Source organism: Asticcacaulis taihuensis (assembly GCF_900100255.1).
GTDB lineage: Bacteria > Pseudomonadota > Alphaproteobacteria > Caulobacterales > Caulobacteraceae > Asticcacaulis > Asticcacaulis taihuensis.
In genome coordinates this window covers 359,892-385,698 of record NZ_FMTS01000003.1, presented here as the reverse complement: position 1 = coordinate 385,698, position 25,807 = coordinate 359,892, and the positions used below count along the sequence as shown (strand labels likewise).

General features: G+C 60.9%; 20 protein-coding genes and 3 tRNA genes. 13 read left to right on the top strand and 10 right to left on the bottom strand.

What is annotated here, in order from left to right; translation table 11 throughout:
- Nucleotides 1–44: 44 nt before the first annotated feature.
- Together BLO49_RS10755 and BLO49_RS10750 are read left to right on the top strand one after the other, a co-directional pair.
- Complete coding sequence (locus tag BLO49_RS10755; protein WP_245678985.1) at nucleotides 45–710, top strand: uracil-DNA glycosylase; 666 nt, start codon at nucleotides 45–47, stop codon at nucleotides 708–710.
- A gap of 250 nt (nucleotides 711–960) precedes the next feature.
- A complete protein-coding gene (locus tag BLO49_RS10750) occupies nucleotides 961–3,177 on the top strand; it encodes a transglycosylase SLT domain-containing protein (protein WP_245678984.1) in 2,217 nt (738 codons plus the stop codon).
- Here BLO49_RS10750 and BLO49_RS10745 read toward each other — a convergent pair.
- Both BLO49_RS10745 and BLO49_RS10740 read right to left on the bottom strand, forming a co-directional pair.
- Nucleotides 3,174–3,830, bottom strand: coding sequence for a glycosyltransferase (locus tag BLO49_RS10745; protein ID WP_245678983.1), 657 nt, complete (start codon nucleotides 3,828–3,830; stop codon nucleotides 3,174–3,176). The two genes, BLO49_RS10750 and BLO49_RS10745, sit on opposite strands and share 4 nt — an antisense overlap.
- A gap of 11 nt (nucleotides 3,831–3,841) precedes the next feature.
- Nucleotides 3,842–5,080 (bottom strand): class I SAM-dependent RNA methyltransferase, encoded by a 1,239-nt coding sequence (locus BLO49_RS10740; protein WP_090648148.1) that lies wholly within the window; start codon nucleotides 5,078–5,080, stop codon nucleotides 3,842–3,844.
- Between the two features lie 157 nt (nucleotides 5,081–5,237).
- On the opposite strand from BLO49_RS10740, the gene BLO49_RS10735 reads away from it, so the two are divergent.
- The 3 genes from BLO49_RS10735 (at nucleotide 5,238) to BLO49_RS10725 (ending at nucleotide 6,911) form a co-directional block, all read left to right on the top strand.
- Complete coding sequence (locus tag BLO49_RS10735; RefSeq protein ID WP_090648146.1) at nucleotides 5,238–5,666, top strand: hypothetical protein; 429 nt, start codon at nucleotides 5,238–5,240, stop codon at nucleotides 5,664–5,666.
- Between the two features lie 191 nt (nucleotides 5,667–5,857).
- Complete coding sequence (locus tag BLO49_RS10730; RefSeq protein WP_090648143.1) at nucleotides 5,858–6,319, top strand: YMGG-like glycine zipper-containing protein; 462 nt, start codon at nucleotides 5,858–5,860, stop codon at nucleotides 6,317–6,319.
- A gap of 160 nt (nucleotides 6,320–6,479) precedes the next feature.
- A complete protein-coding gene (locus tag BLO49_RS10725) occupies nucleotides 6,480–6,911 on the top strand; it encodes a glycine zipper domain-containing protein (protein ID WP_090648140.1) in 432 nt (143 codons plus the stop codon).
- Nucleotides 6,912–7,079: 168 nt separating this feature from the next.
- Here the strand turns inward: BLO49_RS10725 and BLO49_RS10720 are convergent, their stop codons facing one another.
- Entirely contained in the window at nucleotides 7,080–8,249 is a 1,170-nt protein-coding gene (locus BLO49_RS10720; RefSeq protein ID WP_090648138.1) for a glycosyltransferase, read from the bottom strand.
- A 220-nt stretch (nucleotides 8,250–8,469) separates the two neighbouring features.
- Here BLO49_RS10720 and BLO49_RS10715 point away from each other — a divergent pair, with 220 nt between their 5' ends.
- Nucleotides 8,470–9,702 (top strand): hypothetical protein, encoded by a 1,233-nt coding sequence (locus BLO49_RS10715; RefSeq protein ID WP_090648135.1) that lies wholly within the window; start codon nucleotides 8,470–8,472, stop codon nucleotides 9,700–9,702.
- The gene (locus tag BLO49_RS10710) at nucleotides 9,702–10,925 is read left to right on the top strand and encodes a hypothetical protein (RefSeq protein WP_090648132.1); all 1,224 of its coding nucleotides are present in this window, start codon (nucleotides 9,702–9,704) and stop codon (nucleotides 10,923–10,925) included. The genes BLO49_RS10715 and BLO49_RS10710 overlap by 1 nt, the downstream gene beginning before the upstream one ends.
- A gap of 36 nt (nucleotides 10,926–10,961) precedes the next feature.
- Here BLO49_RS10710 and BLO49_RS10705 read toward each other — a convergent pair whose 3' ends face one another.
- The 4 genes from BLO49_RS10705 to BLO49_RS10690 form a co-directional block, all read right to left on the bottom strand.
- Complete coding sequence (locus BLO49_RS10705) at nucleotides 10,962–13,661, bottom strand: valine--tRNA ligase (RefSeq protein WP_090648130.1); 2,700 nt, start codon at nucleotides 13,659–13,661, stop codon at nucleotides 10,962–10,964.
- A 119-nt stretch (nucleotides 13,662–13,780) separates the two neighbouring features.
- On the bottom strand, nucleotides 13,781–14,323 hold the full coding sequence (locus BLO49_RS10700) for a DUF2497 domain-containing protein (protein ID WP_090648127.1): 543 nt from the start codon (nucleotides 14,321–14,323) through the stop codon (nucleotides 13,781–13,783).
- A 188-nt stretch (nucleotides 14,324–14,511) separates the two neighbouring features.
- A complete protein-coding gene (locus BLO49_RS10695; protein ID WP_090648334.1) occupies nucleotides 14,512–15,909 on the bottom strand; it encodes a TolC family outer membrane protein in 1,398 nt (465 codons plus the stop codon).
- Nucleotides 15,910–16,158: 249 nt separating this feature from the next.
- Nucleotides 16,159–16,788 (bottom strand): protein-L-isoaspartate O-methyltransferase family protein, encoded by a 630-nt coding sequence (locus tag BLO49_RS10690; protein WP_090648124.1) that lies wholly within the window; start codon nucleotides 16,786–16,788, stop codon nucleotides 16,159–16,161.
- A 202-nt stretch (nucleotides 16,789–16,990) separates the two neighbouring features.
- Here BLO49_RS10690 and BLO49_RS10685 point away from each other — a divergent pair.
- A tRNA-Cys gene (locus BLO49_RS10685) sits at nucleotides 16,991–17,064 on the top strand.
- Nucleotides 17,065–17,155: 91 nt separating this feature from the next.
- Here the strand turns inward: BLO49_RS10685 and BLO49_RS10680 are convergent.
- The gene (locus BLO49_RS10680; RefSeq protein WP_090648122.1) at nucleotides 17,156–18,451 is read right to left on the bottom strand and encodes a methyl-accepting chemotaxis protein; all 1,296 of its coding nucleotides are present in this window, start codon (nucleotides 18,449–18,451) and stop codon (nucleotides 17,156–17,158) included.
- Between the two features lie 345 nt (nucleotides 18,452–18,796).
- Between BLO49_RS10680 and BLO49_RS10675 the strand changes: the two genes are divergently transcribed.
- From BLO49_RS10675 to BLO49_RS10655, 5 genes are all read left to right on the top strand, one after another.
- Nucleotides 18,797–18,872 (top strand) — tRNA-Asn (locus tag BLO49_RS10675).
- Nucleotides 18,873–19,317: 445 nt separating this feature from the next.
- Nucleotides 19,318–20,022 carry an ABC transporter ATP-binding protein gene (locus BLO49_RS10670; protein ID WP_090648119.1) on the top strand — a complete coding sequence of 235 codons (705 nt, stop codon included), beginning with the start codon at nucleotides 19,318–19,320 and terminating at the stop codon, nucleotides 20,020–20,022.
- Entirely contained in the window at nucleotides 20,022–22,385 is a 2,364-nt protein-coding gene (locus BLO49_RS10665) for an ABC transporter permease (protein WP_090648117.1), read from the top strand. Before BLO49_RS10670 ends, BLO49_RS10665 begins: the two co-directional genes overlap by 1 nt.
- 2 nt (nucleotides 22,386–22,387) lie before the next feature.
- Nucleotides 22,388–23,530: an efflux RND transporter periplasmic adaptor subunit gene (locus BLO49_RS10660; RefSeq protein WP_090648114.1), complete on the top strand. Its 1,143-nt coding sequence runs from the start codon at nucleotides 22,388–22,390 to the stop codon at nucleotides 23,528–23,530.
- A gap of 101 nt (nucleotides 23,531–23,631) precedes the next feature.
- Nucleotides 23,632–24,165 carry a host attachment protein gene (locus BLO49_RS10655; RefSeq protein ID WP_170828298.1) on the top strand — a complete coding sequence of 178 codons (534 nt, stop codon included), beginning with the start codon at nucleotides 23,632–23,634 and terminating at the stop codon, nucleotides 24,163–24,165.
- Between the two features lie 5 nt (nucleotides 24,166–24,170).
- Here the strand turns inward: BLO49_RS10655 and BLO49_RS10650 are convergent, their stop codons facing one another.
- Entirely contained in the window at nucleotides 24,171–25,454 is a 1,284-nt protein-coding gene (locus tag BLO49_RS10650) for an MgtC/SapB family protein (protein ID WP_090648109.1), read from the bottom strand.
- A gap of 103 nt (nucleotides 25,455–25,557) precedes the next feature.
- Nucleotides 25,558–25,649 (bottom strand) — tRNA-Ser (locus BLO49_RS10645).
- Nucleotides 25,650–25,807: the final 158 nt, after the last annotated feature.

Below are 25,807 nucleotides of genomic sequence, written 5' to 3'. Positions count from 1 at the left end.
AACAGGCATTTAAGCGTGCCCCAGCGGCACTTGCGCAAATTCATGTGACATCCGCGCCCTCTGGCGGCAATATCAGCGCGCTTAAGCCGCAATCCCTGGCCAGCCTTAACCCGGCCATGGTGCTGCATGAAGCCCGCCAGCGCGCCTCGGCGGCACGGACGCTCGATGAGCTTTACGCCGAACTCGCCGCCTTCCAGCACATGCCGCTCAGCCACGAAGGCGGCAAGGGCATTGTCCGTTTTCGCGGCAATCCCGATCCAGACCTGCTGGTGATCGGTGAATGCCCGGATGAGGACGACGATACCGCTTCCAGTGCCTTTGCCGGCAAGCCGGGCGAGATGATGGATAAGGCGCTGAAAGCCGCGGGCGTGTTCGACAAGGCCATGCTTACGCCTTGCGTCTTCTGGCGGCCGGCCGGCGGACGGCCTCTGACGACGGAAGACGTCACCCTCAATGCCCCCTTCATACACGCCCTGATCAAATTGGCGGCTCCGAAGGCTATCCTGCTGCTGGGCGCCTCGGCCGTCTCCTGCGTGCTCAATCTCGACCAAAGCCTGGCCAAGCTGCGCGGCCGCCAGGTGAGCTATGGCACCGAGACGCCCCTGCCCGTCATGGCCAGCTATCCGCCCAATTTTCTGCTGAAACAACCTCAGGCCAAGGGACTTTTCTGGCGCGACCTGTTGCAACTGGTGGTCAGCGCTAAACTGTGAGCGGTATCAACAGACTGTGATACAACCCACAGGTTCCGTGAATTGCCTTATTTGTGACCTCAATGACATATAGTTATTAACGGGCAATTCTTGCGGGTTGCCATAAAGTTAATTTTGGATAAGCTCACCCGGCTTTTGTAAATGCGTCAGGCTTGCCCTGTTTGCGCCTGACAGCCACCAGCAAAGGGAAGCCGTTTTGACGTTTCGCCACCGCGCCTTCATCAGCCTCACCGTTCTTGGATTTGCCCTCATGGCCTCGACGCCTGGCTGGGCGGCCACAAAGCATGAACCTGAATTGCGAACCGCCACATCGGCAAAAAAGAAACCCGCCACGGAAAAGACGGCGGTAAAAAAGTCCGAAACGACAAAGAGCATCAAGAAATCATCGGATGACGTCAAGACCGTAAAGGCCAGCGACAAGACCACTAGCAAGGCAAAGAAAACAACGGAAGTCGCCGACAAGACACCGGCGAAAGGCAAGAAAAAGACAGAGCTTGCCGACGCCACGCCCGCCAAGGGCAAAAAGAAAAAAGCCGATGTCGCCGATGCGAAAACATCGAAAAAGTCGAACTCCAAAACAAACAGCCGGATTGAGGTGGCAGAAGCCTGCGGCACCAAGGCCAAGCTGAAAACGAAGAAATGCAAAGCTGCGCAACTCGCCGCCAAGGCCGAGAAGAAAAAGGCCGACCGCGAACTTGTGGCCAAGCTGGAGGCATCCAAGCGGATCACCTTCCTGCCGGCGCCCTTCTTCCCCAAACAGGAAGCCCCGGTCGTGACCGTCAGCGCCGGCCCCGTGCCCTACAACGCCGTTGCCGGGCAGGGCACGCCGCTCGCCCCCTCTCCCCTGACTGATGCCTTGTCGCCCACCGACGCCGCGCTTTACCGCACCGCCTTCGAACTGATGGACAAGGCCGATTACGCCGGGGCCGACGCGCAACTGGCGCAGGTAACCGACAAGCGCCTGATGGGCTACGCTCTCTATCACAAACTTTTCAGTGCCGGCTATCAGTCGACCTATGAGGAACTGACCGCCTGGCTGACCGCCTATGGTGATCACCCCATGGCCATGAAGGTCTGGGGGCTGGCCAAGCGCAAGAAGCCCGAGGGCGCGCCGGATCCGGCCTTCCCGCTGCTCGCGGCCAATGCCACCGCGCAACGCAGCGATGCCCTGACCGGCGGCGCGGGCATCCAGCTCGCCGCTTCCAGCAGCTTTTCTGACAGCACAACGGTTAGCCGCCCCGATGCGGCAGCGCCTTCCAGCGATACCGACCTGACCCCCAAATCCGCGCGTTCGGCCTACAATAATGGCCAACTGACCCAGGCCGTTACCCTAGGTCGCCAGATCGGCGACCACTGGGTGGCCGGCCTCGCCTGCTGGCGACTTAAGCGCTACGATGAGGCCCTGGCCGAATTCAAGTTCGTCAGTTCCGATCCCAGCACCAATGCCTGGACGCAATCGAGCGGCGCCTACTGGGCCGCCCGCAGCGCGCAAAAACTGGGCCGCACCGACGACGCCGAAACCTTCCTGCAACTGGCCGCCAGCTTCCCGTTTACCTTCTACGGCCTGCTCGCTGAAGAACGCCTGGGCGTCGATTCGGCCATTTCCCTGGCCAAGAAGGGCCTGCCGCCTACGTTCGGCCGTGAACAGCGCTCGGCGCTTACCGCCAGCCTGACCGAAGACTTTAGCTGGGCACAAAACCATCCACGCGCCCAACGCCTCAACGCCCTCGTCCAGGTCGGTCTTAACTCAGACGCCAAATCCGAGCTTCAGGCCGCGATCCAGTCGTCGCCCAACCGCGAAGAACGCGACCGCTGGCTGGCCTTCGGCGCCAAAACCCATATCCGCGTCAACCAATTGAAGCCCACGGACCACCTTTTCGATGTGTCGCTGTACCCGATCCCTGACATCGCGCCAAAGGAAGGCTACAAGGTCGACAAGGCGCTGATTTTCGCCATCGCGCGCAAGGAAAGCAAGTTCAACGCCCAGGCCCACAGCTATGCCGGCGCCTATGGTCTCCTGCAACTCATGCCGGCTACAGCCGCCCTGGTCCAGGGCGACAGCAGTTTCAACAGCAAGCCGAAGCAGTTGCTCATTCCCGCCGTCAATATCAGCGTCGGCCAGAACTATATCAACCGCCTGCAAAACTCGTCGATCATCGATGGCGACCTGCTGCGTACCATCGCCGCCTATAATGCCGGCGCCCGCCCGGTCAAGGATGCCGTCGATTCCCTGGGCAATGACGCCGATTCCCTGCTGGTGATGGAATCGATTCCGGTGGCCCAGACCCGGCAATATGTCGAGGAAGTCGTCGCCAACTACTGGATCTACCGCCAGATCATGGGCAAGGACAGTAAGACTCTCGCCCAGGCGGCCAGCGATGCAAAGATCATCAGCCTGTCAGCCGACTCACCGGTTCAGGAAGCCGGTGCCGCACCGGTCGGTGATGTCGCTTTGGCGGAAAACTAGGCTTTTTTGACCGGCGGTTTCGGCGGAAACCCAAACATATAGGCGAGGAACCGAAAGCTTTTGGCGATACCGCGCCACAGGGCTCCCTTGGCGTGGAAACGGTCGGCATTGGTGGTCAGCGACGCGCCCATAGGACGCAGGCGGGCACGGCCGAGTGCCATGGACAAGGCCACGTCCTCGAACGCCACCTGATCCTTGTAACCTCCGGTTGTGTCGTAAAGCGCCCGCGACAAAAGCAGACCGTGGTCTCCGCTCGGCATGGCCAGCCAGCGGGCACGCAGGGCCAGCATTTCCGCCCACAGACCGACCAGGATAGACGGATCATCAAAGCGCAGGTGGAAATACCCGGCCCGCAGGGGAAAATTCTTCATGTGTACCTGGACCTGATCCATCCAGCCCTCGCCCAGTTGCGAATCCGAATGCAGGATCAGCAGCCAGTCGCCCCGCGCCGCCCGGCAGCCCTGCCAGAGTTGCAGGCCGCGCTCGTGATCGGTCCGGATGATCCGGCAGCCGGTCGAGTCGGCGATTTCCAGCGTCGCGTCGTCAGAACCGCCGTCGACGATAATGACCTCCTTGATCAACCCCTGCACCACGCCCGGCACCAGGGCGGAGAGCGTGCGCGCCAGGTGGTCTTCGGCATTGAGGGTTGGCATGACAACGGAAATCAACGCGAAAACACTCCCACCAGTTCGACATGACCGGACCACAAGAACTGATCGATCGGCGTCACCCTGTCCAGCGAAAAGCCGGCTTTCACAAGGATGTTAGCATCACGCACGAAGGTCGACGGATTGCACGATATAGCCACGGCGCGCGATACATTCGAGCGGGCGATCTCAGCGGCCTGGGCCTCGGCGCCGGCGCGCGGCGGATCGAAAACGATGGCGTCAAAGCCCTTCATCTCCTCGGCCAGCATCGGCCGGCGGAAAAGATCGCGCGCCTCGGCCGTGATTGTCTTGAGGCCGGGCGCTGTGCCGATTGCCGCCTTGAGCGAGGCGATGGCGGGCGCCGATCCGTCGGCGGCATAGACCACGGCCTTTTCGGCCAGCGGAAAGGTGAAGGTGCCGGCGCCACAGAAGAGATCGGCCACCTTCTTCGCCTCACCAATGCCCTCGATGGCCAGTCGCGCCATGGCGCTTTCCGACGGCACGCTGGCCTGCAGGAAGGGGGCGATCGGCAGCCCCACCATCGCCTTGCCAAAACGCACCTTGGGGGTGCGCGCCATGTAAAGCATGTCTTCGCCCATGGAAACACGAGCGAAATCGGCCTCGGCGGCACACATGGCAATGTTCATGCGCGCATCAGCCGACAGTCCGCCGGATTTGGAGCGCTCAACGCCGGAAATGTCGATATCAAGCCCTGTGAGCGACAGGGTAATATGCAGGATCGGCGCGGACTTGGGGTGCTCGAACAGATAGCCCGCTAGCGCCTTAAGCTGCGGCAGGGCCGCGACAATCGTCGGATCGCTGACCGGACATTCGCGGATAGCGACCAGATTCCATGACTTGCGCGCTTTGAAACCGAGTTCGATGTTCTTTCCGACCTTTCGTGCGTGCAGGCCAACGCGACGGCGGCTTGCGGGCGGCGTGGTCAGGATAGGGGCCAGTTCCGTTTCAAGCCCGGCCCGCTGCAACAGATTGCCGACCGTATCGCGCTTCCAGGCGCTGTAGGCCGGAATATCCCAGTGTTGCAGGGCGCAGCCGCCGCAGGCCGAGAAATGAGCGCAGGGGGGGACCACCCGGTCCGGGCTGGCCTCAAGCACCTCAACCAGTTCCAGCTTATCTTTACCTTGCCGGACCCGCACGCGCTCGCCTGGCAGGGTCAGTGGCACAACCAGACCACCGGCGGTCAGGCCATCGCCCTGAAATCCGACCTTGCTGATAAGCGCTTCAAATTCCGCCATAACACTTCCAAACCCGACAAAGGGGTCCGCTTAAAGCACACCCTCCAAAAATCAAGTTTTTATCGATATTTTGCAATTTCGCCGTGACAAGCCAACCCGAACTTTTCGCCTCAGGGGAGATATTAACCATATCCGCCGCCAAACAGGGTTTCACAAGATGTCCCGTTTCTCACATGCCCCACACCCGCTAAATGCTGGCCCGGTTTTCATAGGCGGCATCCTTCTGGCTATTTTACTGGCCTTACTGCTGCCAACTGTAGCCAATGCCGGCGACCGCGACGGTTACGGCTATGGGCGCCCGGCCTATTATTATGAAGAAGACGGGCGCTATACTGGCGGCAGCTTAGGCTATTACCCAAATCTCGACGACAGCTATCACGCCCAGTATGACCGCCCCTACCGCACCGGGCGGCGCTACGGCTATTCTCGCAGCTATGAGCGGGATTACAACGGCCGGGATTATAGCTGTTATTGCGGCCGTGGGGCCTATTACCGCGTCTATAACTGGAAAGGCGAACATGAATATGTCGGGAGCGGCCGGCACCACAGCCGTTACAGCAACCGCGATGATTACCGTAATTACTGAATTATAACTTATGCCCTGCTTATTCTGCCGAACAATAAGGCTTATTTCGTCACCGCATCCGGAGGCGCAATATGGTTAAAATATGAACAGACATGAACGAAGCGCTCAAATCCCATTCATGTTGTCCCCTGTATAAAGGTCATCATAACGACGCCATCTGCTTTCCGCGCCGTAACAGAAGGAGATTTATCATGTCCAGGATGACATTGACCCACAAATTGATCCTCTCCGCCGCGGCCGTAACGGCTGCCGCCGCCATGGCCCTGCCCGCTAGCGCCCAGTGCTACCGTGACAGCAATGCCGATGGCGCCATAGTCGGCGCCATTGCCGGCGCCGCTATCGGTAACGCGGCTTCCAGCCGCCATAATCGGGGCGCCGGCACGGCCGCCGGTGCCGTGATCGGCGCCGTCGCCGGTGCGGCCATCGACGACAGTAATGACAACTGCCGCTATGATGACGGTTATCGCTACGATAACGACTATGGTTACAGCGACCGCCGCTATTATCGTCAGTCACGCCCCTATTACGGCGGAACGGTTTATGTAGAGCCGCGCAGCTACTACTATCGTGACCGCTATTATCGCTACGACCGTCATGACCGCTACGATCGTCGTTATGATCGCCGCCATGACCGTCACCACGATCACTGGTAACGGATCTGCCCAACCTCCGAACCTCAGGTTCGGAGGTTTTCTTTGAGCGGCCTCATAGATGAACGGAGATGAACGAACTTATCAAGTCCCGTTCATCTTGCGCCCGCTAGGGTGACAATTATGAATCCGGCACTCCGCCGGGCAGACAGGAACCCAGGCGATGACCCCATCCTCCTCTTTGAAACATATCCTTGTTCCCGCCCTGATCGCAACGACCATGGCTGCGCTCGCACTGCCCGGCATGGCCGAGGCCCGGTCGCGCCCCTGCGAAGGCAAGCAGACCGAAGGCGCGGTGCTGGGCGCCGTGGCCGGCGGCCTGATCGGCGGCAGCGCCGCGGATACCCGCAACAAGGGCACCGGCACGGTGATTGGCGCGGTTGTCGGGGCGGCTGTCGGTTCTTCCATCGCCAAGAACAACACCCAGTGCCGTTACGATAAGCGCTATGCCTATGACGACCGTCGTGGTGATCGTTATGACCGGTATGATCGCTATGATCGTTATGACTACCGCCAGGATCGCCGCGAAGACCGCCGCCATGAGCGCTGGGACGACCGCAACGATCGCCACGATCACGACGACGTTCGCTGGTAAACATTTCCTCAATACAGAAAAGGCCCGGAACCGATTGGTCCGGGCCTTTTAGAGCGCATCCCAAAAAGTGTGACGCACTTTTTGGGATGCGCGTCAAAACAAAAACTTAGAGCACGATCCCGATCCCGATCCATCATATCGGGGCGGGCTCTAATCGCAACCAGTGGCTCAGCCTCCGGTCTTCTTGTCACGCCACGACAGCAGGGTCGACGCCCAATAGTTCCATACACTGGAAATCAGCGTCGCAATAATGCCGGCCACCACGTAGTGAATATGCAACTGATCCTTCATGAACAGCGACAGGCACAGGCTGATCAGCGCACCCAGCGAACAGGCGATGTAGAAGCGGATCAGGCCGCCAAACATGCGCCAGCCCTTAAGACGGCGATCGCGGAAGGTGATCAGGTTGTTGAGGAAAAAGTTCCAGGTCATGGAAAGCCAGATCGCCAGGCTGTAATTGACCAGGTCTTCCTTGTTGTACTGGTAACGGTAGATGGGGAACTGGCCGGGCACGGTCAGGAAGTGGTGGCCGAGATAAAGCAGGATGGTGTAGACCACCACGCCGCTGAGGCCGACGCCGGCAAAAAGGACGAACTTGGCCGGCAGCAGCCCGCCGGTCGCCTTCTCCACCAGCAGGGCGCCGAGATCGAGCACAACACGCAGATCGAGCTTGGAAACCCCGCCCTGGCGTTCACGCAGGGCTGCCTTGACCTCGCCGAAGCGGGGCTTCCGCGGGGCGGAAGCGGCAATATCGAGCAAAATCTTGAAGCCAATGCCGGTCAGCTTCGGCCGCGCCGACTGGTAATATTCGCGCGTCATCAGGAAGCAGCCGCTCATCGGATCGGAAAGAGGCACCTTCAGCACCAGGCCGGTGGCCCAGGTCGCCGCCTTCGAGCCCAGGTCGCGGATGCCGCTCAGGCCGGTTTCCGTGGTGCCGATATAGCGCGACACGCACACCAGGTCCTTGTCACCCTTCATGATCATCTCAGCCAGGGCGCGGATCGCCAGCGGATCGTGTTGCCCGTCACCATCCATGACGCCGAGATACTTACCGTGGGCGATATCCCACCCCTTGATCGCCGCCGAGGACAGGCCGCGCTCATTGACGCGCACGTGCAGTCGGACATGAGGGTGTGTCCGGGCCAGGTCGAGCACTTCGGCGGCGGTGTTATCGGCCGAATTATCGTCCACGACGATGATTTCATGACTGATGCCCGCCAGCGTATCGCTGATCTCTGTGACCACGCTGCGAATGGCCGCGCCCTCGTTCAGGGTGCAGATGATCAGGCTGAGATCCGGTTGGCCGGTAAAGGCCGAAGCACGCTCGATATTCGTCAAAAAAGAAACTCCCCGGCGCCCCGCCCCTCAGGGCCTCCCGCCTTCAATAAAAAACGCGTGGTCCTCTTAAGACCGCAGAGGATGGCAAATCTATGGTGGCCCCCACCCTGCGATCCGAAACCCGCATCAGACCTGAAACAATCAGGCCAAACTAACGCCGTCCGGACTCGATAAGTCCCAAACAAGAAACGCTCATTATCTGTTTAGAGCCAAGAGTTCAATGGTCAAACTCAACCTCCCCCGCCTCCCCGGCCGCACTTCGCCGGCCCTGGTGCCAGCCCTATACTGGTTGCCTGTGCTTTTCTTCCTGCCCTTGATCGTCGGCATCATCGCCAAACTCTATCGGTCAAAATATATCTTTTCCGAATACCAGTCCGTCGCCTGTGCCGGGCTTAAAGCGTTGCAGGGAGCCCCAATCTATGCGCTGGATCTGCAATGCCCTGGAATGCGCGCGGCCAGTTTCGTTTATTTACCGGGCGTGGCCCAGGTGGCGGCCTTTTTCGAGCGCATCCTGACAGAGCCTGGCTTCCTGGTACTCTATCTGGTTTTTTACCTGGCCGCGGCGGCGGCCCTGATCTATTTCCCCCTCTTCGCCCGCAAGACGCCCGGCAACTGGCGTGACAAACTCCCCTTTGCCGTTTTCCTGAGCAGCAGCGCCTTCATGCTCGGCAATATTGCCGTCATCCTGCATGGCCTTGTCCTTGTGAGCGCTCTGGCGATCGAGATCAGCCCGTGGCTGTTTATCGCAGCGGTGGCTGTGGCGGCCTGGGTCAAGCCGACCTTTCTCACCTACCTGATGGTCATCCTTTTGCTCGACATCCCGCTCAGGCGCCGCGTCGGCCTGATGGCAACTGGTATCCTCATCGGTCTGCTGCCGCTGGCTCATTTCATCCTGACCGGCGGCGCCCTGACCCAGCAATGGTATGCCCTGCTGTCTCACTATGTTTACGAGGTCACGCCGGGTGTCGGCTTCTTCGGCTGGACAAGCCTCATCGGCCTCGATCCGGCGCATATCGGCGTTAAACTCGCCTATCTCGTTTTTGCCGGCCTGATCTCCCTCAGCGGCCTGGCTTTGGTCAAGGGACTGCAACTGAACCGCAGTGAACGCATCTGGCTGGGTCTCAGCCTGGCCGCCCTGCTTATTCCGCGCATCATGAGCGAGGATATCTGCCTCATCGGACCGGGCCTGCTGATCCTGGCCAACAAAAGCGCCGTCCTGACCGGGCGAGGCCAAGGCGTGCTCAGGAATGGCCGCGGGATTGTCCTGGCACTATGCGTCTTTGCTCTTGCCGGCGCGCTGACGGGCCTCGCCGATTACAGCGAACCCGTCGCCCTGCTCGGCCTGTGCCTGTACGTCCTCTGGCTCGGTCAGCACATGATCCGCACACGCCTGCCGTACATTCTGGCTCCGTATGTGATGTTCGCACGCAAATCCGAAACGGCGGTGAACTGATGGACTCACTCACCTGGTTTGAACTTTTCACCGCACGCAAGCGAAACCTGTGGCTCTTTTCGTTATTCTTCCTGTTTCCCCTGGTCGGCAACCTGATCAGCCGCCTGACCAAGGCGCGCTACTGGCTGCCCGATTTCGACGCCTTGATATGCGGGGCGCATAATGTCTCGCGCGGCATTTCCCCTTACAGCCTGCATCCGGTTTGTGACGGCATCCGACCCACGCCCTATGTCTATGCCCCGCAGGTGGGTCAGTTTTTCGCCCCGCTCGAACAGGTCTTCGGATTGGAAGGCGCGCGCTGGGCCTTTGCCCTGGTCTATATGCCGGCCATGCTGTGGCTGTTCTGGTATGCCATTTTGAAACCCATGGACAAGGCGCCCTGGCATTTCCGCCTGATGACCCTGGCGGCCATGGTCGGCAGCGTCCTGTCCTGCGGTAATATCGGCCTGCTTCTGCACGCCCTGACCATACTGGGGGCCCTGTATATATCGAAATCGCGCCTGCCTTTTATCGCCATCGTTATCTGCGGGGCGCTGATCAAGCCAGTCTTCCTCACCTATCTCGTTGTCCTGCTGCTCGAAGACCGGCCGCTGATAGCGCGCCTGCGCACCTTCCTGTTATCAGCCACAGTGGCCGTCAGTGCTTTGCTGGCCCTGCTCCTGACCGCCGGCCGGTTCAGCGATGACTGGCACGCTGCGCTCAACGCCATCGTCATCCTCGAACAACCCGGCATTGGCTTCTTCGCCACCACCTCGGCCCTCGGTCTGAACACGGCTTCGGCGGTTACCCTGATCGGTCTTGGCGTATTCATTACCGGCATGGGACTGGCCAGCTTGGTGCTGGCGGAATGGGGCGGATTGACGGCGGAGGAGCGGATTATATTCGGTCTCGGCGCCGCCCAGTTCCTCAATCCGCGCCTGATGGACTATGATATGTTCACGCTTGCGCCCTGTATGGCCATGGTCGTCATGACGGCGAAACCTTTGGGACAAAAGACTTTTACCTGTGTGAGTTGGGCCTTTGCCGGCACGCTGATCTTTTGCGTCGTCTGCAATATTCTGGAGATCCGCGCCATCCACCGCGCGCCGGTCGCCGTCTTCGCCTACGGACTGATCCTGCTGGCGGTAGCCGGACTAACCGCCTGGCCACAACGGATGCGTATACGCGACTGGTTTCGCAATCCGCTGCCGATTTTGCAGGACATCCTGGCGCAACGGATATAAAAAAGCCCCGCAGCCAACAGGTTGCGGGGCTTTTGTTTAGGACGCGGCCTTCAACCGCTCCAGTGCGGCGGCCAGCCTGGCCTTGCCGCTTTCCGCCTCTTCGAGGCGCTCACGGTTCTCGGCGATCACCTCTTCCGGCGCCTTGCTGACAAAGGCCGGATTATCGAGCTTGCGGCGCACGCCCTCGATCGTCTTGTCGAAATCAGCAATGCCCTTGGCGAGGCGCGCCGTTTCCGCCTTCAGATCGATAAACTCGGCAATGGCCAGATGGGCGGTCGCTTCGCCGGCCACGAACGGCACCGAACCGGCGGCCGCTTCACCCACCTTCACCTCTGACAAACGACCTAAGAAGAGGATCAAATCCTCATGCGTATTCAAGCGCCTGGCCGTCACATCTGAGGCACCACTTAAAGACAAAGGCGCGCGCGCCGAGCCCGGCACATTCATTTCCGAGCGGATTGAACGAATCTCGCTGATCAGGTCGATCAGCCAGTTGATTTCCTCGTCAGCCTCGGCATCGATAGCGGCGGCATCGAACTTCGGCCAGCTATGGGTGATCAGCATGTCAGTATGACCTGTCTTTTCCCACAGTTCCTCGGTGATGAACGGCATGACCGGATGGAGCAGGATCATCGCCTGATCGAGCACCCAGGCCGTCATGGCGCGGATTTCCGCCTTGGCGGCTTCGTCGTCACCATTGAGGATCGGCTTGGCCAGTTCGAGATACCAGTCGCAGAAGACGTTCCAGATGAACTTGTAGAGCGCAGAGGCCGCATCATCGAAGGCGCAGGCTTCCAGCGCCTGCGTCACGCTTGAGAGCGTCTTCTGCACCTCGCCTCTGATCCAGCGGCTAAGCGTCAGTTTCGCGGTCGACGGGTCGAAGCCTTCCACGCGCGCGCATTCATTCATCTGCGTGAAGCGCGTGGCGTTCCACAGCTTGGTCGAGAAATTGCGATAGCCCTCGATGCGCGGCTTGGCCAGCTTGATATCGCGTCCCTGCCCCGACATGGCGGTCAGGGTGAAGCGCAGGGCGTCGGCGCCGAACTCGTCGATCAGGACCAGCGGGTCCATGACATTGCCCTTGGACTTGGACATCTTCTGGCCCTTGTCGTCACGGACCAGGGCATTAATGAAGACGCGCTTGAAGGGCGCCTGGCCGGTGAAATGCAGCCCCATCATCATCATCCGGGCCACCCAGAAGAAGATAATATCGAAACCTGTAATCAGGGTGTGCGTCGGGTAGAAACGTTGCAGGTCGGAGGTCTCGTCCGGCCAGCCCATGGTCGAAAACGGCCACAGCGCCGACGAGAACCAGGTGTCGAGGACGTCTTCGTCCTGCTTCAGCGCAACTTTCTGGCCGTAATGGGCCTCGGCCTGGGCATGAGCTTCGGCTTCGCTTTCAGCGACAAAGATATAGCCGTCCTCGGCATACCAGGCCGGAATGCGGTGGCCCCACCAGAGCTGGCGCGACACGCACCACGGCTCAATATTGCGCATCCATTCAAAGTAGGTCTTTTCCCAGTTCTTCGGCTCGAACACCGTGCGGCCATCTTCGACCGCCTTGATGGCTTCCTTGGCCAGTTCGCCGGCATTGACGTACCACTGATCGGTCAGGAAAGGCTCAATGACGACGCCGGAACGGTCGCCATGCGGCACCATGTGCTTTGTCTTCTCGACCTGCTTCAGCCAGCCTTCTTCTTCCGCACGGGCGATGATCGCCTTACGCGCGGCAAAGCGTTCCATGCCGCGATATTCCGCCGGCACCGGATCGAAGGCCAGCAGATTGGCCTGGGTGTCAAGAATATTGATCTGCTCCAGGTCATGACGCTTGCCGACCTGGAAGTCGTTGAAATCATGCGCCGGGGTGATCTTGACCGCGCCGGAGCCCTTGGCTGGATCGGCGTATTCGTCGGCCACGATCGGGATACGGCGACCAGTGATCGGCAGGATAACAAACTTGCCGACCAGACCCTTGTAGCGCTCATCATCCGGATGCACGGCGACACCACTATCGCCCAGCATGGTTTCCGGACGCGTGGTAGCGACGACGATATAGTCGCGCGTCTCCGTCGTGTCGTTGCCGTCTTCATACTTGACCGGATAGTCGAAGGTCACGCCATCTGCGAGCGGATAGGCGAAATGCCAGTAATGGCCATCGACCTCCTTCTGCTCGACTTCGAGGTCCGAAATCGCCGTCTGGAACTGCGGATCCCAGTTGACCAGGCGCTTGTCGCGGTACATCAGCCCCTGCTTGTGCAGGGTGACGAACACCTTGCGCACCGCCGCCGACAGACCGTCATCGAGCGTAAAGCGTTCACGCGACCAGTCGCACGAGGCCCCAAGGCGGCGCAACTGTTTGACGATAGTACCGCCCGATTCCGCCTTCCATTCCCAGACCTTGGCGACGAAAGCCTCGCGTCCCATCTCGCGGCGACCGACATTGGTCCCCAAAGCGGCCAGTTGCCGCTCCACCACCATCTGGGTAGCGATGCCGGCATGATCCGTGCCCGGCAACCACAGGGCCGCCTTGCCGCGCATCCGCTCAAACCGCGTCAACACATCTTGCAGTGTATTATTCAGCGCATGGCCGATATGCAGAGAGCCCGTCACGTTGGGCGGCGGGATAACGATTGAGAAGGTTTCCTTCGCGTCCGATGGGGAAAATACGCCGGACTCTTCCCACTTTTTATACAGGCGGGGCTCAACGGCGGCGGGATCGAAGGTTTTTTCCAGCATGGTCTCGACAAAGATAAAGCCCTCAAGCAGCGAAGCGGTAGGGCAGCGTTAAATTGAAAAGAGCGGCTCACCGCTGTGATGCCGCTCTCTTAACAAATGAACTCAAAAGAATCTATGGATTAGCGGCGACTTTGGCGGGCAATCCGTTCGACTTCGAGGCGCACCTGCTCCTCCACGATCGCCGGCAGGTGCTGGTCGAGCCAGGCCTGCAGCATCGGGCGCAGCAAGTCTTTGGCGACATCCTCCAGCGTACGGTCGCTGTGCGGCACCAGCAGGTTGCTGGTCAGAGCGCCGAAAGAGGACGCGGCAATCGATTCGGTCCGTTCACTGACCAGACCAACCGAAGGCGCGGCAGCCGCCGGCTTCGGCGCCGGGGCCGGTTCGGGCGCAGCCGCCGGCGTATAGGCATCGATGTCGCCGATGGACACCGATTCCGGGGCCTCATATGTTTCGGTCAGTTCGAGCACATCGTCTTCAGCGACGTCTTCGCTCTCCGCTTCCGGCTCAGCCACCGCGGCGAAAGCGTCCTCATCGTCCTCGACCTCCGGTTCGGCTACAGCCTGTGCCGCCGCGTCTTCCGGCGCGTCATCTTCCGAGATGATGCGGCGAATGGAAGCGAGGATTTCTTCCATTGTCGGTTCGTGTGCGGATTGTTCTGCCATGTCTTTTTAACTGCTGCGAATCGGGTTCGGGAACTGAAACCTTGGAGAGGGTGACACGTGTTCGCCGCATTTTGCAACTGTTTAGGCGGATTCTGCCGCCAAATTTCACCGAGGCGAAGAATTTTTTGTGAAGAAACCCGCTAGTTACCCGGCGGGCCACTCTGCAAAAAATAAAGGCGCAATGCCGATCAGTTGCCGCCGGCCGCCAGGCCGTCCAGCGCGTGAACCACCGGTTCCAGTGGCGTCCAGCCCTTTGACTTGACGTCGTCAAAATGTTCCTGCGGATCGTAGACCTGGATGTCCGGCACAAACGCCTTGGCCGTCAGCCCGCCCATGACGGAGAGCAACTGGCTGCCCGCCACATATTGCCCGCGCTCGGCTTCGATCAGCGCCAGTTGAGCCGATTTCAGTTCCTGCTGGGCGTTCAGCACCTCGATATTGGTGCGCAGGCCGACCTGTTGCTCGACCTTGACGCCATCTGCCGCAATCTGGGCGGCCTTAACCTGCTCCTGGTTCGACGCCACGGCGGACTTGGCCGCCAGCATCTGCGACCACGCCTGCGACACCGAAGAAATCACCTGCCGGCGGGCCGTTTCAACCACCTGAAGCTGCGCATTATAGTTTTCCGTCGCCTGGCGGACGCGCGACCCATTCAGGCCGGCGCTGAACAAGGGAATCGACAGACGCAGTGTGGCAGATGAGGAATCGTTATCGGTAATATCACCAACGCCCAGCCCAGGTTGCGTACCACCCGTGCTGGCCGACAGACCGATCGTGGGACCGAATACGGACCGCTCGGCACGTACCTGGGCCTTGGCGGCATCCGCCGCATACTGAGCGGATTGCAGATCCGGGTTATTCTTTTCCGCCGCCGCCAGGGCGGCATCAAAATCCGCCGGAAGACCGGGCAGATCCGGCTCGGCGTCGAGCGCCACCGGTGATTGGCCGACAATGGCCACATAAGAGGCGCGGTCGGAATCAAGCTGGGCCTGGGCTGAAGCGAGGGCTGCCGCGGAGGCCGACAGACGCGCCTGGGACTGCGCGACATCGGTGCGGGTCAACTGGCCGGCATCGAACTGTGCCTGGGTCTGGTCAAGCTGCTGCTTGAGGATATCGTAATTGTCCTGCGAGATTTGCAGGGCACGCTGGTCGCGGCGGACGGCGGTATAGACGCTAATGACATCAAGCAGGACACCCGATTCGGTGCTGCGCAGGTTTTCCTGGCCGGCCATGACATTGGCGCGCGAAGCTTTCAGCGAAGAGGCGATGCCGCCCGATGCAAAGACCGTCTGGTTGGCGGTCAGGCCGGCGCTGGTGGAAGAGCGATCGCCAGTAAAGCCGGGCAGGTCATTATAGGTGGCCGAGGCGCTTGCGCTCAGTGATGGCCCCAGTTGCGAGCGGGTCTGGACATAGGTTTCGTCGGTGGCGCGCTGCGCGGCGCGGCTGCGCAGCAGCGTCGGGTTCTGGGCATAGGCCTGGGCGATGGCGTCGTTCAGGCTTTCCGCCTGGGCGCTGACGCCTATGGTCAGGGCCAGAACCGAAACCGCGGCGGCCAGGCCGAAGGTCACAAACTTGGAATTCGTCATAAACAGATGTCCCCACGTCATTCAGGCAGGCGACACGCCTGCCCTGTTGCCTTCCAGACGCATGTACGCGCGGCCCGGCTGCGGCAATAAGCTAAAGATTACCTCTGAAATCCTACTGCCAGAAGATTACAGGCTTGGCGAGTTACGGATTTTTCACGTTCGGCTTTTTACTACTATACACAATATTCAACGCGCGGTGGCGACTTTAATGTCGCACCCTAAGGGTCCGCCCGGCGGTTTCTGTCAGTATCAGAACTCGAATGACGGCGCGCGCGTAAAGCCCGGCAGGGTTGATGGCGCCGAATCAAAGACATCGCGCTCGGAAATGCCGGATTCGATGCGCAGATAGAGGCGCGCACGGCCCACTGGGCCATCCTTAACGACCACGGCCAGGCGACCCCCGACCTTCAGCGCCTTCAACCAGGCCGCGGGAACTTCCGCCACGGCGCCTTCGACGATGATGATGTCATAGCCGGAACCGGCCGGCGCTTTCAGATCAGCTATCACGCATGTGACGCCCAGTTCCTTGAGATAGGGTTCGATCACTGCCACGACGCGCGGGTCGGCTTCCTGCGCCGTGACGGTCAGACCGGCGTGCTGCAAAACGGCGGCGGCATAGGGCGCGGCCAGAGCCAGGACCGCTTCGCCGGCCTTCGGTTCAGCGGTCTGCAACAGCTTGGAAATATCACGCGGCTTCATCAGAACACGGCCGGGTGCGATCGGGGACTCGACCTCGCCATAGGCGCCAAAGGCCTGCGAAGGCGCGCACAAACGCTCGCGCTGGATATGGCGCATGGCCACCTGCAAGGCCGCGTCAGTGACATCATTCACGCGAACCTGGGATTCGACCATATTCTGACGGGCGGCGTGAAAATCCATAATGCTGATCCTTGAAGACTTATTCGAACGCTTTGCACCGCTTATAAGAGCAAGCGGCGCGCGCTTCAATCGCCATAAGCTGAGATTCACCAGCAAAAAACGCACAATTGCGCCGGCTTATGCACATTTATCCGAAAATTTGCACCAGAGATCATTGCGGGCGATGATGCGATCTGGTAGCGAACGCATCCGCTCTATGCGAGGCCTGATGGCGGAGCGGTTACGCACCGGATTGCAAATCCGTGAAGCCCGGTTCGACTCCGGGTCAGGCCTCCACACTTCCTTCATTTCTAGCCATCCGGCGCTTGAGGCAAGCGCAACGCGTGCCCGAGCCTTTGCGAGGAGCCATGCGGCGCCTGAGCACAAACTAAGCGGCGCGCATATTGGCCAGGAACCTTGCCAGTTCCATCTTCAACTGGTCCGAAGCGTGGCTGACCGATTTCGCTTCCTCGAAAACCACACTGGCCACCTGCCCCGTCTCGTCCGCTACATCGCGGACCGAATCGATATCATTGCCGACGCTTTGCGAGCCTTCCGCTAGTAATTCGACCGTTTCGGCGATCTGGCTGGTGGCCATCTGCTGGGCGGCCACTGAGCGAGCGATATCGTCGGCGCCGGAGCGAAGTTCCGATATTGTGCTGACGATGCCAGCAATGGCGCTGGTCGCCTCGATGGCGTCGTTCTGGATCTGCTGCACCTTGGCGGTGATCTCGCGGGTCGCCTTTTCCGTCTGCTGCGACAGGGTCTTGACCTCGGCGGCCACCACAGCGAAGCCCGCCCCATGCTCCCCAGCCCGCGCCGCCTCAATAGTGGCGTTGAGCGCCAGAAGGTTGGTCTGCTGGGCGATGGAGGTGATCATGTCCACCACCGCGCTGATTTCGTCAGCGCTGCGGCCCAGGCGGCTCATCAGGGCCGAGGTCGATTCGGCTTCCGCCGAGGCGCGGGCGGACACCTGCGTTGATAATTGCGTAGAACCGGCGATTTCATTGGCTGTCTGCGACAGTTCCATCACTGTGGAAGCCACCTTCTGCGCGCTCTGGGAGGTCGTGACCGCGACCGAGGCCACCTTGGCGGCGCTTTCCGATGCCGCGAAGGCCGATTGGCTCATAGTATCCGAAGAGGTGATCATGGCCTTCGAGGACTGCGTAAGCCCTTCAAGCAGGGCCGATACCTGGCTTTCCAGCTTGTTGCCCAGTTCGTGGAGCGCCGCCCGTCGCTCGGCAGAGATCACCTCTGCATGACGCGCCGCCTCATCTTCCAGACCGACCAGTTTCTGACCGTTGGCACGCAGGACATCAAGCGCCGCAGCCAGGCGGCCGATTTCATCGGACCGGTGCGCCCCTTCCGCCGGCGTATCGAATTCGCGGCGCGCCAGCCGATCGGTATAGTGGCTGAGACGGTCGATAACAGAAAACACTTCGCGGTCGAAATAGAAGGCGGCAACCAGCCCGGCTAGGCCAACGAGAACCGATGCCATCAGAATCAGGCTGGCAAACCCTTTCTCAAGGCTTTGCACCTGATTGATATAGTCCCCCTGCCCCTGGCTCAGCAGGTGCCCGACTGTCGAGGTATGATGCAGCGCGACGAATGTCGCCACGCCAAGACTCACAAAAAACAGCGCCAGCAGCGCACGGATACGAACCTTGATCGGGGGCAGACGCACGGGTGATTCCTTAATCTCTATTCAGGCAACGACCCTCTTCCGTTCATGGTTAAATTGTCATGAACAAATTACCGCACGGCGACCTGGAATATGATTCCGGCTTATTTTCCCCTTACAGGCGCATTTACCCCTCATTAACCCGACTCCTTCCATAACGGCGTTGTCTTTGCTTATCTGAAGACACCCACCATCACCAAACTTCAAAGGCCCGAAAGCTCTTTTCGGGCTTTTTTTCGTTTGAAATCAGGGCAAGACCACTTCACGCACAGAATTGTGCAAAACTTTCAGCTTAGGGCTTGCCATGCAGTTCAAACCCTTGCTATAGGGCGCGCCTTGCCAGCGTGTTCCCCGATAGCTCAGTTGGTAGAGCAGTCGACTGTTAATCGACTTGTCACAGGTTCGAGTCCTGTTCGGGGAGCCAGCAAACCTTATGTCTTAGACATATCAGCAACTTACCGGATTTGTCAGAGTTTTATCTGTGCTCCTGTGCAATTCAGGTGCGCAAATGGCGATCCGTATGGCTAGGTTAGAGCGGCATAAATCAAGCTCATGGGCTAGCCGCAAGGTAATCCCCCAGGGACATTAGTCGAGCCTTTGGAAAATGAGGTCAAGCGTTGGCCTGCGCCCCTGGACATCACTTAGCCCCCGAGAAAGCTTGATTTATCGTAGTTCAACACACCAGCGCCAGGTAATATTACAGGGTCTGTCGTAGTACGGCTCGCCAAAAGAACAGTTCAAAATCTTGAGCCGATGGGCAAAACTTAAACCTTATCTACGACAGCCCCTTTTGTGGGGCGTTTGATCCGGCGCAAATCGCCCCGACCGCAAATCCTGTAGTCCTGACGCTTCTGTCTTCGGAGCGTCCCATGACCGCCTCTTTCTCGCTGCGCGGCGTCAACAAGCAGTACGGCAAGGGCGCGACAGCGGTTCACGCCCTCAGCGATGTCAGTGTTGATATTCAGGATGGCGAACTTCTGATGCTGGTCGGGCCATCCGGTTCCGGCAAGTCGACCCTGCTCAATATCCTGGGCGGTCTCGATCATGCCACCAGCGGCGAGGTGCGGTTTCGGGATGCGCTGCTGACTGCGATGAGCGACCGCGACCTGACCGCCTATCGCCGTCGGCATGTCGGGTTCATTTTCCAGTTCTACAACCTCATTCCCAGCCTGACAGCGCACGAAAATGTCGACCTGGTGCGTGAGATCGCCGATAACCCGCTGTCAGCGGCCGACGCCCTGGCCCTGGTCGGTCTGACCGGCCGTATGGATCACTTTCCAGCCCAGTTGTCAGGCGGCGAGCAGCAGCGCGTCGCCGTGGCGCGGGCCATCGCCAAACGGCCGGCGATCCTCCTGTGCGACGAACCGACCGGCGCGCTCGACCTGCAAACCGGTGCCCAGGTACTGGAAGCCTTAAGCGAGATCAACCGGCTTTACAAATCGACGACCCTGATCATTACGCACAATGCCGATATTGCCCGCATGGGCGCGCGGGTTGTGCGCTTCGCCGACGGCCGCGTGCGTGAGATCGAAACAAACGCCACGCCGGCCAAACCCTTCGAGTTGGTCTGGTGATGCGCCCGCTCGATGCCAAGCTGCTGCGCGACATCTGGCGGATGCGGATGCACGCCGCCGGCATCGTGCTTGTCCTCGGCTGCGGGCTTGCCGTCCTGATCATGGCGGTCGGCATGAGGGCGTCCCTGGAAAAGACAAGACTCCAGTACTATGCCGACAAACATATGGCGGACCTGGCCGTTTCGCTGGTCCGCGCGCCCGACCGGCTGGCGCCGGTAATGGAAAATGCGCCCGGCGTGGCGGCCGTCGAGACGCGCATCTCCGGCTATGCCCTGCTTGACCTGCCACAGGTCGCCGAGCCCGTGTCGGCCCGCCTGATCTCCCTTCCCCGGCAAGGCCGGCCGCGCGTCAACGACCTGGCCCTGACCGCCGGCCGCTGGCCCGATCCGGCCCATCCGGAAGAGGCGCTGGTCAATGAAGCCTTCGCCACGGCCCTCAGATTAAGGCCCGGCAGCCCGCTCGACGCCATATTGCACGGCCATCGCCAGCGCCTGGTCATCACCGGCATCGCCAATTCGCCAGAGTTCGTCTTCGTCACGGCGCCCGGTGAGATGTTCCCGCAGCCGGAACGCTTCGCCGTCATCTGGATGGGACGTGATGCCCTGGGCGAGGCTTACGACATGCGCGGCGCCTTCAACGATGCCGTCATCCGGCTGGCGGCCGGGGCCGATATCCGCGCGGCTACGCGGGCGATCGACGATACCCTCACCCCCTATGGTTCCGCGGGCGCAACCGGCCGCGACCGCATGATGTCCGACCGCTTTCTCAGCGAGGAACTGAGCCAGCTCGGCATACTGGCGAGCTTTATCCCGACCTTCTTCCTGATCGTGGCGGCTTTCCTGGTCAATATCTCGATGGGCCGGGTAATTGCCACCGAAAGAGCGAATATCGGCCTGCTCAAGGCGTTCGGTTACAGCGATCTGGCCATCGCCTGGCACTATGCCGAAAGTGCGCTCATTTTCGGCACGCTGGGCCTGATCGCCGGAATTGCGGCCGGCACAGTCTACGGCCGGTTCATCGCAGGCATGTATCGCCAGTACTATCACTTTCCGAACCTTGAGTTTTCCGCTTCCCTGCCGACCCTGATCCTCGCCGCTGCCGCCAGTTTTGCCGCTGCCGGCCTGGGGGCCTGGAACGCCGTCGCCAGGGCCGCGCGCCTGCCCCCCGCCGAAGCCCTGGCGCCGCCGCAACCGGCCAATTATGCGCAGGGCGGTGGATTGTTCCATGGCTTTGCCGAGGGGCTCGATGCCAAGAGCCGTATCATTCTGCGCCGGATTGTTCGCTTCCCGCGCCGCGCCGCCACCACCGCCCTGGGCATTGGCCTGGCCATCTCCATCCTGATCGTCACCCAGTCCTTTCCGGCGGAAATGACCTATATGCTCGACGTCCATTTCGGCCTTGCCAACCGCCAGGATGTTACCCTCACCCTGAGTGAGCCGCAGGAAGCCGGTGTCCTGCATGACATAGAACGACTGCCCGGCGTCATTACGGTCGAACCCTTCCGAATCGATGGCGTGGCTTTCAGCAAGGACCAGAGGCGCGTCGAGGAGGCCCTGTTCGGTCTGGCCGAGGGCGCGACGCTCAACCGGCTGATCGGCCGGGATCTTTCGGTCATAGCGCCGCCCACGGAAGGCGTCTGGCTTTCGCGGCCTCTCGCCCGTAAACTGGAAGCGCGCGCCGGCGATGACATCACCATCGAGCAGCTTCGCGGTCGGCGCATCCGCGCCACTGTCCGTGTGGCGGGCATCATAGACCCGATGATTGGCTCTTCCGCCTATATGTCGCTTGGTAACCTGTCCAGCCTGATGCGCGAGCCCGGCCGGATCAGCGGTGCCTATCTGCGCCTGGATCCGGCCGCCTATGCCGCCTTTACCGCCCGCCTGAAACAGACGCCGGCCCTGATGGGCGCCAGCTTCGTTTCGCTTGCCGAACGTTCGATGCGGAAAAATTTCAACGAGCATATGGGCCTGATGACGGCCATCTATTCGAGCTTCGCCGCGATCATGGCCGGCGGGGTGGCGTTCTCAGCGGCGCGCGTCACCCTGGCGGAGCAGGAACGCGACCTGGCCACCCTGCGCGTGCTGGGTTTCAGCCGGCTGGAGGTCTCCTATGTGCTGATCGGCGAAATAATGGTGCTGGCGCTGTTGAGCCTGCCCTTCGCGGTTCTGTTCGGCACCGGCATGGCCATCTGGATGACACACCTGTTCAGCACGGAAAACTTCGCCTTTCCCTATGTCTTCGATCCGGCGGGCTACGCCTTCGCCATCAGCTTCACACTGGCCTGCGTGCTGGTTGCGGCGCTGGTCGTGCGCGGCGCCGTCGATCGGCTGGATATGGTGGGCGTCCTGAAAGCGAGGGACTGACAATGAAACTGAACCTGAAACCGGGCCCTGTTCTCTGGGCGAGCGCCGCCCTGATCCTGGCGGTCGCCCTGATATGGATGATATGGCCGCGCCCCAAGGCAGTGGAAACCGTTATTGTCGATCGCGGCCTTGTCCAGCAGGATATTGTCGATGAAGGCCGCACGCGCATCCATGACGTGTTCGCGGTCGCGGCGCCGGTCGCCGGCCAGTTGCAGCGCATTGCTGTGGAAGCCGGCGATGCGGTTGTTCGCGGCCAGACCGTCGCCATCCTTGGTCCGGCATCGCCCGCCCTGCTGGATGCGCGTATATCCGCCCAGTCCGAAGCTGGCATACTGGCGGCGGCGGCGGCCCTGCGTTCGGCGGATGCCGACCTTGCCCTGGCACGTCACAACCGCGATCGCGTCAGAATTCTGTTCGACCGGGGATATGCCAGCCAGGCCGCCCTCGACACCGCCAATGCCACGGTCGATGCCGCCTTGGCTATGCGCCTGTCGCGGCAGGCGGCGCTGAAACAGGCCCAGGTTGCCGCCGGCACCCCGGAAGGCGGCACGGGTGTCACCACCGCGGTCAAAAGTCCTGTGGCCGGCCGTGTGCTGCAACTCTTTCAGCAAAGTGAAACCGTGGTGCCAGCCGGCGCGCCACTGCTGACGATTGGCGACCCCGCCCAGATCGAAATCGTCGCCGAATTCCTCTCACAGGATGCCGTTCTGATGAAACCGGGCGACGAGGCCCTTGTCGAGGGATGGGGCGGCGCAACCCCTATCCCCGCGCGCATCAGCCGTATCGAGCCCTATGCCCATACCAAGGTCTCCGCGCTGGGGGTCGAGGAACAGAGGGTCAATGTGATTGCCCGCCTGAGCCACCCGGAGCAGGCGCCAGCCTTGGGCCACGGCTTTCGCGTCGATTTGCGCGTGATCATCTCTAAGCAGGCTAATGCCCTGCGTGTACCCGTTGACAGTCTCGTGCGCAGCGGAGACCGGTGGGCGGTCTTCAGACTTATCGACGGCAAGGCCATGCTGACACCGGTCGAAATCAGCAGCGGCGGCGACCGTTACCGTTCGGTACAATCGGGGCTGAAGGCAGGCGACCGGATCGTCATTTTTCCCGGCGATACCCTGCATCCCGGCGATTCCGTGCGGCCGTGACAGGCCTATCCGCGCGTTTGACGACGATCAAAGCGGCAATGCCGTGGGACGGATTATTCTGAAAGACCATTTGGTTCCATTGTTCAGCCAGGAGAACAGCCGTGTCCCACGCCGCCCCCCTTCCCTATCATCCGTCCACCGTCTGGGTGATCGTCGCCGATGGCAGCCAGGCGCAGGGCTATTTGCGTGTGCCGGCCAGCGACATCATAAGGGGCGCCACGCATCAGCCGGAAGAGACCCTGACCTGGGCACTCCAGCCGCTTGACGATTTTCATCTCGAAGCCGAACGCATCGAAGCTTATGACACCGGAACCGACGCCAGGGGCACCGTTTTTGAAAGCAGCGGCAATCTGCGCCATTTGAGCGAACCGCATGTCGATCTTCGCCGCAAGCTCAAGGCCGACCTAGCCGCGCATGTCGCCGATCGGCTCAACCGCGCCAGGGCGCAGGACCGCTTCGACGGCCTGGTGATCGTGGCGCCATCGACATGGCTGGGCAATTTACGGCCGCACCTGAACCCATCCGTCCAGGATTCCGTCGGGATCGAACTCACCAAGGACTATGTGGGCCTCGCCTTGCCGGAACTCACCGAACGGCTGCGCGATATATTCCCGACGCGAAATATCGAGGTTTGAGCGCTTCAGATCAGATTCCAGATCAGAAAGGGTAAGGTCACGCCGCCGGTTGCCACGCTCAGCAGCAGCGGCACACCGGCGCGCCAGCCTGTTCGGCCGCCCATGGCAATGGCGATGACCGCCTTGACAATGGTATTGAGCATGACAGGCCCGGCCAGGATCATACCGGCCGTCCGCCCGTCGAGGCTTTCGGGCGGCAGGACGCTCATGGTGATGATCGCCGAATCGACATCGAACATGCCCGACAGGGCCAGGGCGGTGGCGAGGGCCGTTTCGCCGAAGGCATTGAGCAGCCAGCGCGCCAGGCCGGAGAGTACGAGCACCAGTCCAGCCAGCAGAAGCGCCGGCCCCAGATCAAAAGGATTGCGCAAGGGTAAAGCCTCGGAAGCCTCAGCCTTGTCACCCCGCGACCGCCACAAAAGCCAGAGCGCCCAGGCGATGCAAAGAGCGGTTGCCGGCCCCACCAGCAGGGCCAGCCCGGTAAAGGCAAACGGCGCAAGAGCGGCGGTCAGGATCAGGACACGCAGGAACATGACCGCGGACGCCGTGACGATACCGGCAACCAGCACATCCGGCGGCCCTTCCTGTTTGCGTAACCGATTGGCCAGGGCGGCCGTAACCGCGGTCGAGGACACCATCGCGCCGGCCGCGGCCAGGACGACAAGCCCTCTGGACGCGCCCAGCCGCCGGGCAACCACATAGCCCGCGAAGGAAAAACCCGAAACGACAACGACGATCATCCAGATCTGGCGGGGATTCCAGGCATCGAACGGCCCCATGGCCTGATCGGGCAGGATGGGCAGGATGGCCAGGGCAATCAGCGCGAAGCGGGCGATCGCCTGCATCTCCGTTTCAGTCAGGGTATTGACCCAGGCATGGAGCTGGCGGCGCGATGACAGAATAAGTGTGGTCACCGCCGCAACGACGCCGGCGAGCATACCTCCACCGGTGGCTGACGCCAGCCCCACGCCCAGAGTGATAATGCCGACAACGGTCGAGGTTGCGCTTACATCATCGCCAGACCGCGAGCGGCGGACATACCCGATCAGCAGGGTGGCGGCCGCAGCCCCCAGAAGAATCGCCGCCAGTACAGGCGAAATCCGCTGCAGAACCTCACCGGCCAGGCCGCCGGCGAGGCCCAGCAGGGCGAACGTCCGGATTCCGGCCACCCGGCTGCCGTCGGGATCGTTTCGCCGCGACCAGCCGCGCTCCACACCGATCAGGAGACCAAGCGCCAGTGCCAGAAGCACGCCCTGGACCGGCTCAAGCGCTGAAAGCAGCCATGACACCTTTTCATTCCCCTTTATATCAGCCGGTGCAATAGCCTTCACCCGGCGAGACAGTAACAGACTGTCCCAGCACTATTTAATCCGTTTTAATGAAAAGGGGAAATGGCGGAGACGCAGGGATTCGAACCCTGGGTACCCTTTTGGGGGTACGCTCATTTAGCAAACGAGTGCCTTCAGCCTCTCGGCCACGTCTCCGTTATGGCTGAGTTAGCGTATTCGTTTTTAAAAGGCAACGCCGTTTACAAAAAAGGTACACAGGTTTACGCGGCGGCCATCAAATCATTCCCGCGCGAGCCATTTCAGGCGCGAAAACCAGCCTCTCCGGCATCTAACTTGCAGCCTGTTACCGGTCC

Coding starts and splice junctions, on each gene's coding strand:
- BLO49_RS10665 (WP_090648117.1), top strand. CDS start 20,022: ATGCGCCCGCTCGATGCCAAGCTGCTGCGCGACATCTGGCGGATGCGG.
- BLO49_RS10690 (WP_090648124.1), bottom strand. CDS start 16,788: ATGGATTTTCACGCCGCCCGTCAGAATATGGTCGAATCCCAGGTTCGC.
- BLO49_RS10750 (WP_245678984.1), top strand. CDS start 961: ATGGCCTCGACGCCTGGCTGGGCGGCCACAAAGCATGAACCTGAATTG.
- BLO49_RS10670 (WP_090648119.1), top strand. CDS start 19,318: ATGACCGCCTCTTTCTCGCTGCGCGGCGTCAACAAGCAGTACGGCAAG.
- BLO49_RS10740 (WP_090648148.1), bottom strand. CDS start 5,080: ATGGCGGAATTTGAAGCGCTTATCAGCAAGGTCGGATTTCAGGGCGAT.
- BLO49_RS10725 (WP_090648140.1), top strand. CDS start 6,480: ATGACCCCATCCTCCTCTTTGAAACATATCCTTGTTCCCGCCCTGATC.
- BLO49_RS10695 (WP_090648334.1), bottom strand. CDS start 15,909: ATGACGAATTCCAAGTTTGTGACCTTCGGCCTGGCCGCCGCGGTTTCG.
- BLO49_RS10705 (WP_090648130.1), bottom strand. CDS start 13,661: ATGCTGGAAAAAACCTTCGATCCCGCCGCCGTTGAGCCCCGCCTGTAT.
- BLO49_RS10660 (WP_090648114.1), top strand. CDS start 22,388: ATGAAACTGAACCTGAAACCGGGCCCTGTTCTCTGGGCGAGCGCCGCC.
- BLO49_RS10710 (WP_090648132.1), top strand. CDS start 9,702: ATGGACTCACTCACCTGGTTTGAACTTTTCACCGCACGCAAGCGAAAC.
- BLO49_RS10700 (WP_090648127.1), bottom strand. CDS start 14,323: ATGGCAGAACAATCCGCACACGAACCGACAATGGAAGAAATCCTCGCT.
- BLO49_RS10735 (WP_090648146.1), top strand. CDS start 5,238: ATGTCCCGTTTCTCACATGCCCCACACCCGCTAAATGCTGGCCCGGTT.
- BLO49_RS10745 (WP_245678983.1), bottom strand. CDS start 3,830: ATGCCAACCCTCAATGCCGAAGACCACCTGGCGCGCACGCTCTCCGCC.
- BLO49_RS10715 (WP_090648135.1), top strand. CDS start 8,470: ATGGTCAAACTCAACCTCCCCCGCCTCCCCGGCCGCACTTCGCCGGCC.
- BLO49_RS10730 (WP_090648143.1), top strand. CDS start 5,858: ATGTCCAGGATGACATTGACCCACAAATTGATCCTCTCCGCCGCGGCC.